The 19684-nt window shown below is 39.2% G+C and carries 15 protein-coding genes; all 15 read right to left on the reverse strand.

Going from position 1 to position 19684, the window contains the following annotated elements; all coding sequences use genetic code 11:
- Window positions 1–58: 58 nt before the first annotated feature.
- The gene (gene recO / locus VAHSUH02_RS05860; protein ID WP_038148794.1) at window positions 59–760 is read right to left on the reverse strand and encodes a DNA repair protein RecO; all 702 of its coding nucleotides are present in this window, start codon (window positions 758–760) and stop codon (window positions 59–61) included.
- Complete coding sequence (locus VAHSUH02_RS05865) at window positions 747–2081, reverse strand: hemolysin family protein (RefSeq protein ID WP_005383415.1); 1335 nt, start codon at window positions 2079–2081, stop codon at window positions 747–749. The genes recO and VAHSUH02_RS05865 overlap by 14 nt, the downstream gene beginning before the upstream one ends.
- A 35-nt stretch (window positions 2082–2116) precedes the next feature.
- Window positions 2117–3016: a GTPase Era gene (gene era / locus VAHSUH02_RS05870; protein WP_005379880.1), complete on the reverse strand. Its 900-nt coding sequence runs from the start codon at window positions 3014–3016 to the stop codon at window positions 2117–2119.
- Window positions 3009–3485, reverse strand: a complete 477-nt coding sequence (gene ybeY, locus VAHSUH02_RS05875; protein ID WP_005383417.1) for an rRNA maturation RNase YbeY — start codon at window positions 3483–3485, stop codon at window positions 3009–3011. Before ybeY ends, era begins: the two co-directional genes overlap by 8 nt.
- Window positions 3486–3490: 5 nt before the next feature.
- The gene (locus VAHSUH02_RS05880; protein ID WP_005379967.1) at window positions 3491–4459 is read right to left on the reverse strand and encodes a PhoH family protein; all 969 of its coding nucleotides are present in this window, start codon (window positions 4457–4459) and stop codon (window positions 3491–3493) included.
- Window positions 4456–5433: a tRNA modification radical SAM protein MnmL/YtqA gene (gene mnmL / locus VAHSUH02_RS05885; RefSeq protein WP_038148795.1), complete on the reverse strand. Its 978-nt coding sequence runs from the start codon at window positions 5431–5433 to the stop codon at window positions 4456–4458. The genes VAHSUH02_RS05880 and mnmL overlap by 4 nt, the downstream gene beginning before the upstream one ends.
- A gap of 14 nt (window positions 5434–5447) precedes the next feature.
- Window positions 5448–7193: a B12-binding domain-containing radical SAM protein gene (locus VAHSUH02_RS05890; RefSeq protein WP_005383421.1), complete on the reverse strand. Its 1746-nt coding sequence runs from the start codon at window positions 7191–7193 to the stop codon at window positions 5448–5450.
- A 64-nt stretch (window positions 7194–7257) separates the two neighbouring features.
- Window positions 7258–7623 carry a DUF4229 domain-containing protein gene (locus tag VAHSUH02_RS05895; RefSeq protein WP_005383423.1) on the reverse strand — a complete coding sequence of 122 codons (366 nt, stop codon included), beginning with the start codon at window positions 7621–7623 and terminating at the stop codon, window positions 7258–7260.
- A gap of 148 nt (window positions 7624–7771) precedes the next feature.
- Entirely contained in the window at window positions 7772–9220 is a 1449-nt protein-coding gene (gene gatB / locus VAHSUH02_RS05900; protein WP_005383424.1) for an Asp-tRNA(Asn)/Glu-tRNA(Gln) amidotransferase subunit GatB, read from the reverse strand.
- Window positions 9217–10677 carry an Asp-tRNA(Asn)/Glu-tRNA(Gln) amidotransferase subunit GatA gene (gene gatA / locus VAHSUH02_RS05905; protein ID WP_005383425.1) on the reverse strand — a complete coding sequence of 487 codons (1461 nt, stop codon included), beginning with the start codon at window positions 10675–10677 and terminating at the stop codon, window positions 9217–9219. The genes gatB and gatA overlap by 4 nt, the downstream gene beginning before the upstream one ends.
- Window positions 10678–10688: 11 nt before the next feature.
- Complete coding sequence (gatC, locus tag VAHSUH02_RS05910; RefSeq protein WP_005379966.1) at window positions 10689–10979, reverse strand: Asp-tRNA(Asn)/Glu-tRNA(Gln) amidotransferase subunit GatC; 291 nt, start codon at window positions 10977–10979, stop codon at window positions 10689–10691.
- Between the two features lie 64 nt (window positions 10980–11043).
- A complete protein-coding gene (gene ligA, locus VAHSUH02_RS05915; RefSeq protein ID WP_005383431.1) occupies window positions 11044–13044 on the reverse strand; it encodes an NAD-dependent DNA ligase LigA in 2001 nt (666 codons plus the stop codon).
- A gap of 30 nt (window positions 13045–13074) precedes the next feature.
- Complete coding sequence (gene pcrA / locus VAHSUH02_RS05920) at window positions 13075–15264, reverse strand: DNA helicase PcrA (protein ID WP_005383433.1); 2190 nt, start codon at window positions 15262–15264, stop codon at window positions 13075–13077.
- A gap of 111 nt (window positions 15265–15375) precedes the next feature.
- Window positions 15376–16317, reverse strand: coding sequence for a manganese-dependent inorganic pyrophosphatase (locus tag VAHSUH02_RS05925; RefSeq protein WP_005383435.1), 942 nt, complete (start codon window positions 16315–16317; stop codon window positions 15376–15378).
- A gap of 150 nt (window positions 16318–16467) precedes the next feature.
- Entirely contained in the window at window positions 16468–19677 is a 3210-nt protein-coding gene (locus VAHSUH02_RS05930; protein WP_005383436.1) for an efflux RND transporter permease subunit, read from the reverse strand.
- Window positions 19678–19684: the final 7 nt, after the last annotated feature.

The following is a 19684-nucleotide window of genomic DNA, read 5'->3' on the forward strand; positions in this document are numbered from 1 at the left end:
ATAAAAATTTTTGATAAGGAGTCTTATGAATCGATACCTAACAATTTATTAGTATATATTATAAGCTCATCAGAAATTTTACACTTTGTAGTTGTTTACCTATTTCCTGTTCACAATAAGAAAATAGTAATCGTTCTAGTTCCTTCCATACAGTTCCAGGAAGTTCAATAGGTGCTACATTGCCCCATTGATAGGCCAAAATATTTGGCATTGCGTTGCGTAATGAAAGGGATGGATTCATATGCGTATGTATCCGTAGTTCGTTCCAGAATAAATCAATTCCATCTCCGGTAGTAAAAGCCTCATATTGTGGCATTATCCCCGCTAACGACAGCATTTGCCATCCCAATATGATTGTCCCTAATCGTACATTTCGTTGACGTATCGATTTTGAATAATTGACTACAGCATTAAATACATTACGCTCAACATCATACGATGCAAATAGTTCTTGTATCAGTTCACTGGCTACGGCTGCATAGGCAATGTTATCAAGGTTTGTATCTAGCGATTCCACTACATAGGACCCATCAATTTGTGTGACTTTCACAAATTCTCCATCCTGCACAACTGTGATATACATAGCACTGAAGGGGCGTAAATAGGATGCATTACGCAATGTTTGCAATCGTTTATGCGGAAAAGAGGCCCTAATAATACCTAAGGACGGTGTGATAAAGGTAAACACCGAATAGAGCTTGTATTTTTTTCGGCTCACCACGATGGCCGGCGTATTAAAAGCGCCACTAATCTTGTTCATGTTCATCATCCGTAACAGTTTCAGACTCAGGTAAAGGTGTTACACGCAAACGTGAAATACGATAACCTTGCATCTTAATTACTTCAAATGTATAACCATAAGCATCAACAGTATCCCCCACAATTGGAGTACGGCCTAATAGACCGAAGATATAGCCACCAATCGTATCGGAATCGGAGTCTTCAATGTGAATATTCATCATTTCAGACACTTCATCCACAAGAACCTTGCCGTCAAACTCAAAGGAGCCATCAGAATAACTCATCGTAGCCGGCAAATGAGGTTCATGTTCGTCTTGAATATCCCCTACCAATTCTTCGATGATATCCTCTAACCCCACAAGGCCTACCATACCGCCGTATTCATCGACAACAACGGCTTGGTAAATACGACGCGTTCGCATGTATTGCAATAAGGTAGATAATTTCATAACCTCAGGAACCGTCAAGATATCTCGTTTGATGTTGCGCAAATCTTTTCTAGCCTGCTTTTGACGTTCCATCAAATCCTTAATATGTACAAGGCCTACAATATGATCCTTATCTTCCACACACAATGGGTATCTCGTATGTGATGTAGAACGAATAACCTTCATGGCTTCATCATAACCATCTTCCACGAAAATACAATCCACATCTTGGCGAGGCACCATAACCTCTTTTGCCATACGTTCCACAAAGTTGAAAACATTGTCTATCAACTCAGATTCTACCTGATTTAACTGACCTTCTTCATGACTTCGAGAAATCATCATGCGTAGTTCCTCTTCCGTATATACAAGGTCTAGTTCAGTTAAGTATTTTGTTTGGTAAAACTTAAGGATGCAATTGGATATTTTACTAGCTAACCAGACAAAAGGATATACAATACGACCAACGACAACAACGATGCGACTATGCATATTTACATATTTTGTAGGGAATGATAAACCCAATGCTTTTGGTACAATTTCGCCAAAGATGAGGACGATAAGACTAATGATAATAAGCAAAATCAGGTCTAAAATATGATGAACCCATGTACCATGGATATTCAAAATATCCATGATACCTACCACAAAACTATTAAAGATATATGTGCCAGTACCTGCTAAGGTGAGAATGAAAAAGAGTATTAGAAATTGTGTAGTATTAAGGAAATACTCAGGATTTTGGTATAGCTTTAACAAGAATTGGCGATCCTTTTCATGTAGGATTTCCATATCTTCTACGTGTTCCTTACGCAACCGTGCAAAAGAGAATTTTGCTACCACCAAAAAGTTAATTAAGAAAATACATACTATGCCGAACCCAATCGGTAACAGGGCATCTATACTGTCCATAACAATCCTTTCTAACTATAATCAATCTAAATAATCTATTTTTTATATCCCAATTCTGAAAGCATACCCGATTTATTACGCCAATCCTTTTTAACCTTAACCCATAAATCAAGATATACTTTTGTAGCCAATAACTTTTGAATATCCATGCGCGCTTCTGCACCAATCTTGCGTAATAGCGCACCTTTGTTACCAATGATGATACCCTTTTGAGAATCTCGTTCACAATAGATGGTAGCACGAATATATGTGGTTCCATCATCACGAGTTTTCATTTCATCTACATCGACAGCGATGGCATGAGGAATTTCATCACGGGTAGACAACAAAATCTTTTCGCGAACAATATCAGAAATAATCAATCGTTCTGGTTGGTCCGTAATCATATCTTCTGGGAAGTATTGAGGACCTTCTGGCAAATGCTCACCTAGCACATTAAGAAGTTCAGATAAATTTTCTTTATTCTTTGCCGAAATAGGAATGACACCAGCAAATGGATACGCATCTTGATAGGATACAATGGCTTCTAATACCTGTTCTTTTTGCAGTGTATCAATTTTATTGACTACGAGGAATACCGGTACTTTCACGCGTTTTAATTGTTCAATGATGAAATTATCTCCTGGACCTCGTTTTTCATTACCTGCCACAACAAATAGAACGGCCTCTGTTTCCTTCAAAGATTCAATGGCTGCATCGACCATGAATTCACCTAATTTATGTTTTGGCTTATGTACGCCAGGTGTATCCATGAAAACGATTTGTTTTTCTTCATCGGTGTAAACACAAATAATGCGGTTACGCGTTGTCTGTGCCTTATCGGATACAATGGCAATCTTGTCGCCTATCAAGGCATTAATCATGGTAGACTTGCCTACATTTGGTCGCCCTACAACGGCTACGAAGCCGGATTTAAAATGTTCTGCTTTATTCATTATATGGTTGATCCTCTCGTACATACCCTAAATTAGAAAGCACAAATTCTTCTTCTGTGCGCATTTCTTTTTTATCTTCATCGGTCATGTGGTCATAGCCTAAGATATGCAAACAACTATGTGTTGTTAAATAGGCTAATTCCCGTTCAAAACTATGTCCGTACTCGACAGCTTGTTCATGAGCTCGTTCCAAGGAGAGTATCATATCCCCCAATAGGTGATGTTCCTCTTCACTACCTTCGTAATCGTCCCCTTCATTAAGGGCAAAGGACAATACATCTGTTGGTCTGTCAATACCGCGATATTCCTTATTTAGTTCATGAATTTTCTTATTGTCGCATAGTAGAATGCTTAACTCATCATCTTCAAGTCCATACACGCGGCTCACTTCATCGCAAACCTTTTGTATAACCTCTTCAATCTTAGTATCTCGGGTTATACCATCATCATAACTAATTTGTATATGCATAATTCTTATTCTTCCTTTGAAAGCTTTTGATGGTATGCATCATAGGCTTTAACGATGCGACCTACCAAATCATGACGCACCACATCTTGATCTGTAAAATACACCATATGAATACCAGACACGCGTTTTAATACTTTTTCTGCTTCATAAAGACCAGATGTCACACGCGGAGGCAAGTCAATTTGTGTTTTATCACCATTGACGACCATTTTAGAGTTATTACCTAAACGAGTTAAGAACATCTTCATTTGCTCTGCCGTCGTATTCTGTGCTTCATCCAAGATGACGAAGGCATTTTCTAATGTACGACCGCGCATGTACGCTAATGGTGCCACCTCGATTGTGCCCCGTTCCATAAAGCGTTGTACTTGTTCAATACCAAACATTTCGTGCAACGCATCATAAAGCGGACGCAAATATGGATCTACCTTATCTTGTAATTCGCCAGGTAAGAACCCTAGTCGTTCACCAGCCTCTACAGCAGGTCGCGTCAAAATAATCTTATCTACATTGCGGTTCTTCAAGTAAAATGCGGCTAATGCAACAGCTAAGAACGTTTTACCGGTACCGGCAGGTCCAATGCCAAAGGTGATAGTATTCTTGCGAATACTGTCTACATATTGCTTTTGACCTTCCGTCTTTGGCGTAATGCTTTTACCGCGCATCGTTACGGACAAAGTATCCTCGAACATAGAGTGAAGGGCATCCCCTTTGCCATTCATCACCATCTTAGCCGCAATGCGAACTTGAGATTCTGTAATCGTACTACCTTCTTTATAGAGGAAGACCAGTTCCTCTAATGTCCGATACAACGCCTCTACTTGAAGCTCGTCTCCTTTTATGACAACTGTATCACCACGAGATACAATATCCGCAGGAATGACTTCATTCATCATTTGTAAATATCTATTGTGTTGACCTAGTATAGATTGTGCTAAGTCATAGGTAGGAAAGGTAAATACCCGTTCGCTCATGCTTGTCCCCCATCTATAAATTTACGTACTGCTTTACCATTTAAATAATCACATAAATCGCCTTGATGTGCATCTAGTTCATCCATCATATCGTCGATTAAATCCTGTACACGCCACCAGCCCATAGACCAATTGGTAAATAATGTATTATCCTCTGGGGCACGACCCACTAATCGTTGTAATACGATATCTGGATGGAGATGGCGTAAAAACTGAACGACACGCTCCGCATACTCTTCGGCGCTAATCAAGGTGATTTGACCTTCTTCATACCATTTGGCCATCAGTGTATGTTTCACAATATATAGAGCATGTAACTTTACTTGGTCAACGCCAAGGGATGATAAAATTTTGGCCCCTTCAATGGTATCCTCCATCGTATCCCAAGGCAAATTAACAATCATATGTGTGGTCACATTAAATCCATAACGCTTAATGCGTAAAACCGCATCGATAAATTGCGCTAAATCATGGCCTCGATTAATCTTCTCAAGTGTATGATAGTTAACGGTTTGCAATCCTAATTCAATGTAGATATCCTTATGAAATCGTTGTTGTATGTCCTGTAATACATCTAAATACTCATTAGAAATACAATCAGGTCTCGTAGCGATTGCAATCCCTACGGCTTCATCAATACAACCTTGTTCCATATAGGATTTAAAATCCTCAAGAGGTAAATAGGTATTACTAAAGTTTTGATAATAAGGTATAAATTTTTTAGCCTTATATTTAGGTCCGATGTGTGCAATATTTTCTTCTAATTGCATGCGTACCGTCATCCATGCAGGTCTATTTTCATAACCAGCACCGATTTCCCCACAGAATGTACATCCTCCAACACCAGCTGATCCATCTCGATTAGGACAGGTTAAAGGTAATGCAACAGGTAATTTATATACCTTTTCACCATATGTTTCTTTATAAAATTTTGACACCATCAGGTACCGTTTCGGTCTCGTTGTATCTGACATAACACTCCTCTATATCATTGTATGTTTTCAGGGCGAATGAATGGGGTCACCTCTTTATTCACATCTATAATCACTGTGAAATCCCCTTCTGGTATATGTTGAATTCCTAAATATGTTGCTGTTTCACGGCTCATGGTCATTTCCACATATTGCTGACGAATTTTACGCCATTCTTTAAACGTATAATTGGGAATAAATGTAGACGCAATCTCTTCATTGCGCCAAAACGCTTCGCCTACTTGTAGTAATTCCTTTGTTTGTTTAGGCAATCCTACTGCGTCGCTGCGCACCTTACCGCGATAGCTTACCAATGTATCGTATTGTAATAACTCTGCAGCAATCGTATCACCTTTTGCAAGGAAGAAACGATATAAGAATTCAATTTGGTCTATATCCTTAAGATTTACCTTATGATTACCTTCCTTAAGCCATGCTCTCGTCATATCACAGAAATAACTAAATGCATCCGATTCACCGTGAATCAATTGTTGACCGATATAGCCAAATGTTGTTCTAAATCGTTCACTATTATAAAAACGCTCAAATACATCTTCAAAATATTTCAAGAAACGTACATCATCATAAGGTAGTACATGCGTGCTTAGAACCTCATATGGAGCCAATGGATCTGCTACATACTTATATTCACGCATCCGTCGTACACCAGATCCTTTTAGCAATTTTAAGAATCCAATTTGTAATGCATGAGGTTGTAAGCTAAACAAATCGTTAAAAGATTGTCCAAATCGTTTAAAATCCTCGTGAGGCAATCCTACGATAAGATCCATGTGAACATGCGTACGTTCTGCTTGAATAATAGGACGTATAGATTTTTGAATGTATGGCCAATCATTATAGCGATTGATAGCATCTAATGTTTTCTTATACGTACTTTGTACGCCTACCTCGATTTGAATGCGTCCAGGCGGCGTTTCACAAAGAATGTTAGTTTCCCACTCCGTCATAAGCTCTGGTTCCATTTCTAAGTGGAAATTCATATCTGTATCGCTATCTCTCATGAACTCCATAAGTGGTCTATGATGATGAGGTGCACAGTTAAAGGTGCGGTCTACAAATTTTACTTGCTTCACTCCATGATCAATAAACCATTGCAATTCTTCTAATGTCCGCTCTTGAGGAAAGAATCGCACAGTATTCTTATTACCCGACAAACAATACTGACAGGAAAAAGGACAACCACGAGAGGATTCATAATAAATAATCTTATGCTCTAAATCGTCCATATCTTCCTCTGTATATGGGAATGGTATGGTAGATAAATCACGAACCTCTACGGCCTCTGCCGAGCCTAAAATACTACCATTCCTACGTCCTCTCACGCCGGGAATCACAGGGTGTAATCCATCATTACCAAGCTGTAATGCTGTTACAAGGGCATGGAATGCTTCCTCGCCCTCACCTTGTACAATATAATCGATATTCGGACATCGTTCTAATAATTCATCAGCTGTGAAAGAAACCTCTGGTCCACCCAATACAATTTTAATATCTGGTCGTACGGCTTTCACCATGTCCACCACATGCAAGGTCATTTCAATATTCCAAATGTAGCAGGCAAAACCTAGGACATCGATATCATGCTCTGTAATATCGCTAAGAATATGCAAAACAGGCATATTAATAGTATATTCCACTATATCGTATGCCTGTCCATGGGCTTCACCATAAGCCTTGAGATATCTCAAGGCTAGAGAAGAATGTATAAATTTTGAGTTTAATGTTGATAGAACTACGTTCATAGTACCCCTTTAGCATCATCGAATGGACTTGCCACCGTCTTGTCGTAATAGATATATTATACCATTAAAACAAGCCTAAGATAAAGGAGATAATAGCCCCTACTAGGATGACCACGCCTACGATGGACAAGATGATGCCGCCAAAGAATACGATAGCTGCTAAGATTGCAGCTAGTACAATAATCATAATGATACGGCTTAGCCAACTAGAACCGCCAAAATGATATACCTTCACACGAGGGCCATAGTCTTGAAATTGCTCATACCCACTTCGGTCTTCTTCTTTTTGAGTAGGTGTAAATTCAACTTGTACAGTATCCCCTTCTTCATCAATGGTAACCCCATCAAAATCGCGGCGCTCTGTATCGCTTAGGACACGTGTCTTAGTTTCTTGTTCTTTATTTTCATTCATTGTATTTTGGTTATTCATGATATATTCCTTATCACAAAACTGTTAATCAATTTTATACAATTTATTATACCATAATAGTCATGGAAACAAAATATCCCCTATGGTAAATATACCATAGAGGACAATTCGTTTATACAATATTAAGACGAACTAAGTCAAGACAGTTTTAGTCGTTTAAGAATTTTTGTAATAATTGGTTAACCATACCAGGGTTAGCACGGCCTTTGGATTCTTTCATAACTTGACCTACCAAGAAACCGATAGCTTTGCCATTACCGCCCTTAAAGTCAGCCACTGGTTGTGGGTTATTAGCGATAACTTGTTTTACGATTTCTTCAATAGCGCCAGTATCTGTAATTTGAACAAGACCTTCTTCTTTTACGATAGCATCAGCATCCTTGCCGGATTCCCACATGGATACGATAACTTTTTTCGCAATTTTACCAGAAATGGTGCCTTTTTCAATAAGAGCAATCATACCAGCCAAGTTTTCAGGACTTACCTTAGATTCACCAAATGTTAAGCCGCTTTCATTGATCATCTTAGACAAGTCACCAAGCATCCAGTTAGCCACAGTCTTAGGATCTGCGCCAGCTTTCACAGCTGCATCTAAATAATCAGCCGTCTTACGAGCCATGGTAAGGATGGTTGCATCTTCACGAGACAAGCCATATTCGGATACAAAGCGCGCAATTTTAGCGTCTTGCAACTCAGGCAAGGAACGACGTACTTCTTCGATTTTTTCGTCCGTAATTACGATTGGTACCAAGTCTGGTTCTGGGAAGTAACGGTAATCATTTTCTTCGTCCTTCTTACGCATGCCAAGAGTGATGCCTTGTGCATCGTCCCATGTACGTGTTTCTTGGTCTACTTTGCCGCCTGCTTCGATAAGCTTAGCTTGACGCAATGCTTCGTATTCAACAACCTTTTGAATAGCTGTTAAGGAGTTAACATTTTTAGTTTCTGTACGTGTACCAAATTCTTTGGAGCCACGAAGGCGTACGGATACGTTACAGTCACCACGCAAGGAACCTTCTTCCATACGACCGTCAGATACTTCTAAATATTGCAAAATGGAACGCAATTTTTCAACGTATGCTCTCGCTTCTTTACCGGATCGAATATCTGGTTCAGATACGATTTCAAGAAGAGGTACGCCTGTACGGTTATAGTCGACATTAGAAGAATTAGAATCGGAAATCGTATTACCGCTATGAACCAATTTACCAGCGTCTTCTTCCATGTGAATACGTGTGATACCGATGCGTTTAGTTTCACCATTTACTTCAATGTCTAAGTGACCATTCAAGCAGATCGGCAAATCGTATTGAGATGTTTGATAGTTTTTAGGCAAATCAGGATAGTAGTAGTTTTTACGGTCAAATTTGTTGAATTTAAGAATTTCACAATTCAACGCTAAACCTACTTTGATGGCAAATTCTACTACTTGTTTATTCAACACAGGCATAGCACCAGGTAAGCCGAGACATACTGGGCATACATGTGTATTTTGATCACCGCCGAATTCAGTGGTACAACCACAGAAGATTTTAGACTTAGTCTTAAGCTCTGTATGAACCTCTAAACCAACGACTGTTTCGTATTTACTACTCATAGAGAAACCTCCCCAGTTGGTGCTACTAATTGACAATCTGGACGTGCTTGTTCGAATGTGAAAGCGGCACGTAACAATGTTTCTTCGCCCATTGCAGGGCCCAATAATTGTAAGCCAATTGGCAAGTTATCGCTACTCATGCCCGCTGGAATGCTAATACCAGGAATACCTGCTAAGTTAGCTGGAACTGTACAAATATCTTCTAAGTACATTGCTAATGGGTCATTGATTTTTTCACCAAACTTATACGCTGTGTTAGGGGCTGTTGGAGCCAATAACAAATCAACCTTGGAGAAGGCTGCATCAAATTCATTTTTGATAACGCGACGTACTTTAAGAGCTTTCAAATAATATGCATCGTAATAACCTGCGCTTAATACATAGGTACCGAGCAAGATACGACGTTGTACTTCTGGTCCAAAGCCTTCTGTACGAGTTTTAGTAGACATTTCTACCAAATTATCTGCAGGCACACGCAAACCATAACTTACACCATCATAACGAGCCAAGTTGGAACTTGCTTCTGCCAATGCGATAATATAGTACGCAGACAAAGCATATTTTGTGCTAGGCAAGGAAACCTCAACGATTTCAGCACCTAATTTTTTATATGTTTCAATAGCTTCATCAATAGCCTTGCGTACTTCTGCATTAAGACCATCGCCAAAGAATTCTTTTGGTACACCAATTTTTAAATTCTTAACATCGTTCACAAGCGCTTTTGTATAATCTACACGTTCGCCAGGAATGGATGTGGAATCCTTAGGGTCATGGCCAGCAATGGCATTTAATACCAATGCAGCATCAGTTACGTCCCGTGTGACAGGTCCAATTTGATCCAAGGAGGATGCAAAGGCAATCAACCCATAACGTGATACATTACCATAGGTAGGCTTCATACCTACCACACCACAGAAGGATGCTGGTTGGCGGATAGAACCACCTGTATCGGAGCCCAATGCCCAGATAGCAGAACCACTGGATACTGCCGCTGCACTACCACCGGAAGAACCGCCTGGTACGCATTCCAAATTCCATGGATTAGCTGTTTTAGCTAATGCGGAATTTTCTGTGGAACCGCCCATAGCGAATTCATCCATGTTAAGTTTACCTAAGCTAACCAAGTGATTAGCATGTAATCGTTCAATAACGGATGCATTATATGGAGGAATGAAATGTTCCAACATTTTAGATGCACATGTAGCAGGTTGATCTTTAATACAAATATTATCCTTAATAGCGCCAGGAATACCTGCTAATGGGGAAATAGCTTCACCTTTAGCAATTGCTTCATCTACAGCTTTTGCAGATGCTAATGCTAATTCGTGAGAATCAGATAAATACGCATGTACCTCTGGTTCCACTTTTGCTTTGTGACTAATTACTGCATTTGTTAATTCTACAGCACTGATTTCTTTGTTCACTAATTTAGTGTGTAATTCATGAATTGTTGCCACAGTGAAACCTCCTATTCTTGTACAACGCGAGGCACCTTAAAGTACCCGTCTTCTTCTTCAGGTGCATTAGACAATGCTAAATCATGATCTAAAGAAGGTTTAGTCTCATCTTCTCTAAATACATTATGCAAAGGAACAGCATGAGCCATTACTTCTACATCATCTAATTCTAATTCATTTAATTCTGCTACATACGTTAAGATATCGGATAATTCCTTCTCAACGCTAGCCATTTTATCTTCTTTTACTTCTAATCGGGACAGTAAAGCGATTTTTTTAATTTCCTCTTGGCTGATTTTCATCGGTCCACATCCTTTCATATCTTTTAATTATAAAGCATATGACATATATTTTCAAAATAAAGGATTAGTTTTCACCTAAATCTTTAAGTAATTCTATAAATTCTTCTTCATTGATAACGCGAATACCAAGTTCATTCGCCTTTGTCAATTTGCTACCACTATCTTCACCAGCAACAACAAGTGTTGTTTTCTTAGATACGGACCCAGTCACCTTAGCGCCGTGTTTTTCTAATAGTTTACCCGCTTCGCTACGACCCATGACCTCGAGTTTACCAGTAAGAACAACGATTTCACCTTCCATTTCATTACCAGCGGCTTCTTGTACATCTACGTCCATTTTTAAACCGGCTTCGATTAAGCCATTGATGATTTTAATATGTTGAGGGTCCTCTCGATATTCGATAATGCTATCTGCCATGGTAGGCCCAATTTCTTCTACCGCCACTAATTCGTCTTTACTAATCGTTAAAAATCTATCCATAGACTTCACAACATTAGCAATTGTACCGGCCGCTTTAGAACCGATAAGGCGAATGCCAAGGCCAAATAGTACGCGGTCTAATCCACGAGATTTAGAATCTGCAATAGCTTTCACAAGATTATCTGCCGATTTTTTACCCATACGGTCCATACCCATGATGGATTCCGTAGTCAAATGATATAAATCAACTACATTGGTAATCAATTTTTCATTGATTAAATTTTCCACAATACTTGGGCCAAGTCCATCGATATTCATCGCATCACGAGATGCAAAGTGAATGATTTGTTCCTTTTCTATAGCAGGACAATGTTTATTGGTACAGCGAATGGCCGCTTCACCTTCGCGACGTACTGCTGGACTTTCACAAACAGGACAACGATTAGGAATTGTGAAAGGAACCTCACTGCCCGTACGTTTTTCAGGCAATACACGAATGACTTCTGGAATGATTTCAGCCGCCTTGTGAATAAGTACATGGTCACCAATACGAATATCTTTTTCAGTGATGAAATCTTGATTATGTAATGTAACACGGCTCACATTAGTGCCCGATACAAACACAGGTTCTAATTCTCCAGTTGGCGTCAATACACCAGTACGTCCTACATTAATGGTTATATTTTTGACAACTGTTTCCACCTCTTCAGGAGGATATTTATAAGCCGTAGCCCACTTAGGGTCCTTTGCCGTCGAGCCTAACATCTCTTGATCATTAAAATCATTGACCTTTATAACCATACCATCTGTATCGTATGGCAGTTCATGACGTTTTTCGCCCCAATAATTAATAGCCTCAATAACTTCATCTACGGTATTACAAACGCGATAATGAGGATTTACGGAAAAATGGAAATTCTCCAACGTATGTAACAATGCCTCTTGCGTATGAATATTAGCGCCGCTTTCAGAACCGATAGCATAGGCAAAGAACGCAAGATTACGACTTGCTGTAATAGCAGGGTCTTGTTGACGCAAGGAACCTGCCGCTGCATTGCGAGGATTGACAAAGGTCGGTAACCCTTCTTCATCGCGTTCCTCATTGATACGTTTAAATTCGCTATGTGGCATGTACGCTTCACCGCGAATTTCGATAAACTCAGGTGCATTTTCTAGATATAAAGGAATGGATTTGATGGTACGCACATTGGCTGTTACATCTTCCCCTACCTTACCATCACCGCGTGTGACGGCACGGACAAAGATACCATTTTCATAGTGCAAATTAACAGCTAAGCCGTCAATTTTCAACTCCACCACATAAGCCTTTGTTTGATGTCCCAATTCCTTCGTTACCCGTTGGTCAAAAGCACGCACTTCATCCGCACTAAACACATTGGATAAGCTGAGCATAGGTCTACCATGGACTACTTTTTCAAAGGGACCATCCACTTTGATGCCAACCCGCTGTGTCGGAGACGATGGCACAATATATTCAGGATGTGCCGTTTCTAAATCAACGAGCTCACGATATTTTTGATCATATTCAAAATCGCTCATCGTCGGATTATCTTTTACATAATATAGATACTGAGCATGAGTCAATTCTTTTTGTAATTGTTCTATTCTATCTTTAGGATTCATAATTATCCTCTATATCATACAGTGATTGTTCTAACCTTTTTTTACCGGTGCAAACTTAGCCATAACTACACGAACACCTTGTGTAGGGAATTCTATAGTTAGCTTCATGCCAGCCCCTTCACCGGAAACATTGACGACCTTACCATTTCCCCATTTACTGTGAATCGCAGTATCCCCAACTTTCCAATCAGCGATAACTTCATTGCGAATAATCGGTTTTGTTACAGGGCGACTAGCGACTGACATATGTCTTGGCACCGTTGGTTTAATATCATCAGGAATTCTTCGTTTTGCACGTAAACTATCGACGAGTTCCGCTGGAATTTCATCGATGAAACGAGACGGTAAATAACTGCTAGTACGACCGAATACGGTACGGGTTGTAGCATTAGAAATATATAATTCCTTCTCAGCACGCGTAATCCCTACGTATGCGAGGCGTCGTTCTTCTTCGATTTCCTCTGGATTCATCAAGGTACGGCTATGTGGGAATAAGCCCTCTTCTAAGCCACCGAGGAATACAATAGGGAATTCAAGACCTTTAGCGGCATGCAATGTCATCAAGGTAACCTTAGATTCCTCTTGTTCAAAGGAATCGACATCGTTTACTAATGCTACTTGTTCCAAGAAGTCTTCAACAGTACCTGTTGGATTAGTATCTTGGAAATCCTTTGCCACAGATAATAATTCACCGATATTTTCGGCCCGCGCTTGATCTTGTGGGTCTGTACTTTCCTCGAGTTGAGCCAAGTAGCCAGTTCGATCAAGAATAGCCTCTAAAATATCAAGGACGGATTTATCATCCATTTCTGCAACAAGGGTAAAAATTAAAATGCCAAATTCTTCAAGTTTCTCTTTCGTTTTTCCTTTAATGGTATCGACCAAGTGCAATTGTGTTAAGGTCATAAATAAGGATGTACCATTTTCACGAGCATAATCTTGTAATTTAGAAACAGTAGTAGCACCGATACTGCGTTTTGGTACATTGATAATACGCAACAAACTTAAATCATCGAACGGATTATATAATACGCGTAAATAGGCGAGCACATCCTTAATTTCTTTTCTATCGTAGAACTTAGTACCACCTACCATTGTGTATGGCAAAGCACGTTTAATCAACGCTTCTTCTAGCACACGAGATTGTGCATTGGTGCGATATAGGATGGCCATGTCACCATAAGGTACGCCGTGAATATCGTGTTTTTTGACTATTGTATCGCCTATGAAAGCCGCCTCTTCATGTTCCGATTGAGCCGTAAAGTGCTGGATTTTAGCCCCTTCTACTTTATCGGTCCAAAGATTCTTTTCTGGGCGCCCTTCATTATTATCGATAACTGCATTGGCTGCATCCAAGATGATCTTTGTAGAACGATAGTTTTGCTCCAATTTAATGGATGTACAATTTGGATAATCCTTTTCAAAATCGAGGATATTTTGAATATCTGCACCACGCCATGCATAAATACTTTGGTCAGCATCACCTACGACGGCGATATTCTTCCAATGCGATGATAACAAATAAGCCAATAAATACTGTGCATGGTTCGTATCTTGATATTCATCAATCATGACATACTTAAATCGTTTGCTATATTTATCAAGCACAGCTGCATTAGATTGTAATAATTTAACCGCTACGAGTAAAAGGTCATCAAAGTCTAATGCATTATTTTTACGCAACTCTCGTTCGTAGTACTCATAGACATCAGCTACCTTTTGTTGGTAAAAATCTCGTGCTTGTTTTCTATAATCAGAGGCAAACATCAATTTATTTTTCGCATCAGAAATAGCACTGATCATAGCACCTACAGGATAGTATTTATCGTCCAGATTGAGAGCCTTCAACGCTGCTTTTATAACTACTTGAGAGTCAGATGTATCATAAATTGTAAAATTACTGTTATAACCTAAAAAATTATCTAATTCAAAGCGTAAAAATTTAGCACAAAAGCTGTGGAATGTACTTAGCCAAATTCGATTAGCTACATCGCCTACAAGGCCTTCTACACGGCTTTTCATTTCCTTAGCCGCCTTATTGGTAAATGTAATGGCTAAGATTTCATAAGGATTTACACCTTGAGCTAGTAAATATGCTATACGTACAGTTAATACCTTTGTTTTCCCTGATCCTGCACCTGCTAAAATCAATAGTGGGCCTTCGGTATGTTGTACGGCTTGTTGTTGCTCCCGATTCAAGCCATCTAACAATGATTGCATGGTATCTCCTTATCTATAACATAAAATGAGTAATTATAAATGACCATCACATATAATAAAAACGTTGCAAGAGCAACGTTTTTATTACCATGATATGGTCTATATCCTTTATTATTTCATAGCTCCTAAAATTGGAGGTACAATTTGTTTCTTACGGGACATTGTATTTGGTAAGAATACAGCATTATTTTTTACATCTTTACCAAATGCGTTAACTACAACGGATTCTACATCACCGCTATAGATCAATGTTGTGCTTTCATCAAGAATATTGGTAACCATAATATAGGATGCCGCATAGCCATTAGCTGTACGAAGAGCTTCTAGAGCTGCTACTAATTCAGCTTGTTTAGCCAATACATCAGTTGTATCCATAACGGAAATTTGGCCGATAGAAATCGTTTGACCTGCTTCAGAGAATTCCTTCATATCAGTACGAACAATTTCATCGTTTGTTAAATCAGAAATATCTGCGCCAGCTTTCAACATTTCTAAACCATAAGATTCAATATCTACACCAGCGATGGCAGCTAGTTTATGAGCCATTTTCTTGTCTGTTTCTGTACATGTTGGAGAGCGGAACAATACAGTATCAGAAATAATGGCAGACAACATTAAACCTGCAATATTTTTAGGAATTTCTTGATTATTTTCAATATAAAGTTTAGTCAAAATTGTATTTGTACAACCTACTGGTTCCATGCGAATGAATACAGGGCCATCAGTTTCGAAATCACCAATACGGTGATGGTCGATAACACCACACATATTCATAGATTTGTAACCGTCGATGATTTGCTTGGATTCATTGTGGTCAGTTAAGTATAAATCGCCACCATTAGGAGCGAACTCTTCCCAGTTTGTAACGATTTGTGGGTGTTCAAAACCGAAATGTTCCAATGCGTATTTAGTTTCCTTATTCGCATCACCAGCACATACAGGCGTTGCAGGTGTACCCATTTGTGTTAACAAATTAGCATAAGAAATAGCAGAACAAATAGAATCAGTATCAGGGCTTTTATGACCAGCCACAAATGTTTTTACATCACTCATGTTTATACCTCTTTTATATAAATATTTCACAATATCGCCCAGGCGATAATTAAATCGTTTTAACTAGCATATTATACCATAAAACAGTCAAAAAAACACGCTTATAAGCCATGTTATAAGCGTGTTTTATTTGTGTTATGAAATTTGGATTTAGTGATTCTTTTTACGTTTTGTAAAGAATCCAGGACCAATCTTTTCAATGATGATGAAAAGCATTGGAATGATAAAGATACCAAAGAATGTAGCGGTTGTCATACCTGCTACTACCGTGATACCCATTGATGTACGAGCACCAGAACCGGCACCAGTAGAAATTGCCAATGGCAATACACCAAAGATGAATGCAAAGGAAGTCATCAAGATTGGACGCAAACGAATCTTAGCCGCTTCGATAGCCGCATCGACGATATCCATACCGCGTTCATCAACACGAATTTTCGCATATTCGATAATCAGAATGGCATTCTTCGCAGCCAAGCCTACCAAGGTTAACAAACCAATTTGCATGTAAATATCATTTGCTAATTGGAATCGACCGGTAAAATTCAACAAGAATGGTACTAATGCAGCACCAATCATACCAGATGGTACAGAGAATAGTACGGCAAATGGAACCTTCCAGGATTCATACAAGGCAGCAAGAATTAAGAATACAAATGTCAAACCAAGACCTAGAATTAAGAGTGTTTGAGAGCCGGCTTTTAATTCTTCACGGGTTTGGCCGCCCCAATCATATGTATACCCTTGTGGCAATGTTTTAGCAGCTGCATCTTTCAATGCTGCAATAGCATCACCTGAGGAATAACCACGTGCTTGAGAACCACCGATTTGTACAGCCATCGCATTATCAAAACGCGTAATAGATGATGGCGTACCTGTTTTTTCTTTCGTAATATAGTTAGCAATGGAAACCATTTGTCCCTTGCTATTACGAACAGCTAGCATATTCAAGTTATCTGCATTTTGACGGAATGCATCATCTGCTTGAACGATAACCTTGTAGTTTTTACCATACGATGTATAATCGTTGACTTGAATACTACCGTAGAAGCCTTGTAAAGCTGTAAAGATATCAGGTAAAGCAACGCCATCTTGAGCTGCTTTTTCTCGATTAATTTGGAACTGTAAGGAAGGAGTAGCAGTATCAAAGGTTGTATAAATTGTTTGAATAGCCGGATTAGTTCGAGCTTCAGCAATAAATGCTTGTGCACGTTCTGCCATAACCTCAGGACTATCCCCTGCCTTATTGATAATGTACATTTGGAAACCACCAGTTTTACCAAGGCCTGGAATGGATGGTGGATTCAATGCTACCACACTCGCTTCTGGAATATTTTTAGCAGCAAAGCCAAATACAGCACCAACCATGGCATTAACAGATTGATCAGAAGACTTACGTTGATCCCAATCTTTTAAGGCCGCAAAGGAAGCCCCAGCACTTGATTTTTGAGCGCCACCTAAAAGGTCAAAACCAGAAAGGGTAAATACTTGCTCTACATTATCTTTAATACCCGGTGTCTGTTCTAAGAAATCTTTGATTTTATCAAGAGTTTCTACGGTACGAGCAGACGTTGCACCTGGTGGTTCATTTACTGCAATTAAGAAATATCCACTATCTTCTGCAGGTACGAAACTTGTAGGCAAGAAATGGAATACAATACCTGTACCAGCTGCAAAGACCAATAGTGTTATAACAGTTAAGCTCAAACGATGACTAAAACGAGCTAATACTTTACCATACCAATCACTAAAGCGTTCAAGACCGCGATTGAATTTATTAAGTTGACGGTGAACGAAATCTTCACGTTCTTTTTGTACATGTGATTTTAACATAGTCGCACAAAGTGCAGGTGTTAACACTAATGCTACAATAGCAGAAATAGCTACAGATACAGCAATCGTCAAAGCAAATTGCTTATACAATATACCAGTCATACCCCCCATAAACGCAACAGGTAGGAATACAGCAGCCAATACAAAGGCGATACCAACAACTGGACCCTGTACATTTTTCATGGCCGCAATGGCAGCTTCTTTTGGGGCTAAGCCATTATATTTTAATTCATATTCAACGGCCTCTACTACTACGATAGCATCATCGACGACAAGACCGATGGCCAATACCATGGCAAATAGAGTCAATGTATTGATAGAGAAGTCCAACAATACAAACGCACCGAATGTACCAAGTAGAGATACAGGAACCGCAATCATAGGTATCAATGTAGAACGCCAAGATTGTAAGAATACATATACTACGATGAGTACGAGCAATAATGCTTCAAAGAATGTGTGTTCCACTTCATTAATAGAAGCACGTACGAATTTAGTATTATCTACAATTTCATGATATTCCAAATCTTGTGGGAACGATTTAGATTGTTCTGCTAAGATTTTTTGAACATTTGCAATCGTTTCTAACGCATTCGCATCATTTTGTAAGGAAACGGCAAAACCAGCAGTTGGTCGATGTTCAACAAATAGAACTTCACCAGATTTTGCATTTTTATCACGATAGGAAGCTTTCGGAGTAAAATCATAACCCTTAGCCCCTACATCAATACGAGCAATGTCCTTTAAATGTAATACGGTACCATTAGAATTTTTGATAACAATATTGCCAAATTGTTGCTCTGTTACAAGACGACCATCAATTTTAATCGGATACTGGAATGCTTGTTCCCCATTTGTAGGGTTCTTACCAACTGTACCAGCTGCAGCTTGTACGTTTTGACTCTTAATAGCAGCTGTTACCTCTGAAAGAGTAACACCTAATTTTTGCATCTTACTAGGATCTAGCCAAATGCGCATTGCGTAGTCAGAACCGAATTCCTGAACGGAACCTACACCCTTTACGCCCTTAATGGCATCCATCAAATAGTTAGTACCATAGTTTTTAAGGAATGTACTATCAAAGGTACCATTTGGAGAGTTCAAGGTGAAAATATATGCCATATCACCGGATGATTTTGTAGTTGTTACACCAACTTGTTGAACCTCGGTTGGCAATTGGGCTAGCGCTGCTTGTACACGGTTTTGTGTATTAACCGTATCCATATCGGCATCACTACCTTGATTGAATTGGAGTGACAAAGAATATGTACCATTACTAGAACTTGTAGAGGTCATAAAGTCTAAGTCTTGTACCCCAACGATTTGTGTTTCAATAACACTGGCCACCGTATCATTTACAACTTGTGCAGTAGCACCAGTATAGGCGGTACTAACTTGTACCGATGGCGGAGAGATTTGTGGATATCGAGCTATCGGAAGGTTAACCATTGAAATAAGGCCAGCCAATGTAATCATGATGGCAATAACAATGGCAAAGATAGGTCGATTAATAAAGAATTTCGACACGTCTTAC

Source organism: Veillonella atypica KON (assembly GCF_002959915.1).
Lineage (GTDB): Bacteria > Bacillota > Negativicutes > Veillonellales > Veillonellaceae > Veillonella > Veillonella atypica.

Coding starts and splice junctions, on each gene's coding strand:
- recO (WP_038148794.1), bottom strand. CDS start 760: ATGAACAAGATTAGTGGCGCTTTTAATACGCCGGCCATCGTGGTGAGC.
- VAHSUH02_RS05865 (WP_005383415.1), bottom strand. CDS start 2,081: ATGGACAGTATAGATGCCCTGTTACCGATTGGGTTCGGCATAGTATGT.
- era (WP_005379880.1), bottom strand. CDS start 3,016: ATGAATAAAGCAGAACATTTTAAATCCGGCTTCGTAGCCGTTGTAGGG.
- ybeY (WP_005383417.1), bottom strand. CDS start 3,485: ATGCATATACAAATTAGTTATGATGATGGTATAACCCGAGATACTAAG.
- VAHSUH02_RS05880 (WP_005379967.1), bottom strand. CDS start 4,459: ATGAGCGAACGGGTATTTACCTTTCCTACCTATGACTTAGCACAATCT.
- mnmL (WP_038148795.1), bottom strand. CDS start 5,433: ATGTCAGATACAACGAGACCGAAACGGTACCTGATGGTGTCAAAATTT.
- VAHSUH02_RS05890 (WP_005383421.1), bottom strand. CDS start 7,193: ATGAACGTAGTTCTATCAACATTAAACTCAAAATTTATACATTCTTCT.
- VAHSUH02_RS05895 (WP_005383423.1), bottom strand. CDS start 7,623: ATGAATAACCAAAATACAATGAATGAAAATAAAGAACAAGAAACTAAG.
- gatB (WP_005383424.1), bottom strand. CDS start 9,220: ATGAGTAGTAAATACGAAACAGTCGTTGGTTTAGAGGTTCATACAGAG.
- gatC (WP_005379966.1), bottom strand. CDS start 10,979: ATGAAAATCAGCCAAGAGGAAATTAAAAAAATCGCTTTACTGTCCCGA.
- ligA (WP_005383431.1), bottom strand. CDS start 13,044: ATGAATCCTAAAGATAGAATAGAACAATTACAAAAAGAATTGACTCAT.
- pcrA (WP_005383433.1), bottom strand. CDS start 15,264: ATGCAATCATTGTTAGATGGCTTGAATCGGGAGCAACAACAAGCCGTA.
- VAHSUH02_RS05925 (WP_005383435.1), bottom strand. CDS start 16,317: ATGAGTGATGTAAAAACATTTGTGGCTGGTCATAAAAGCCCTGATACT.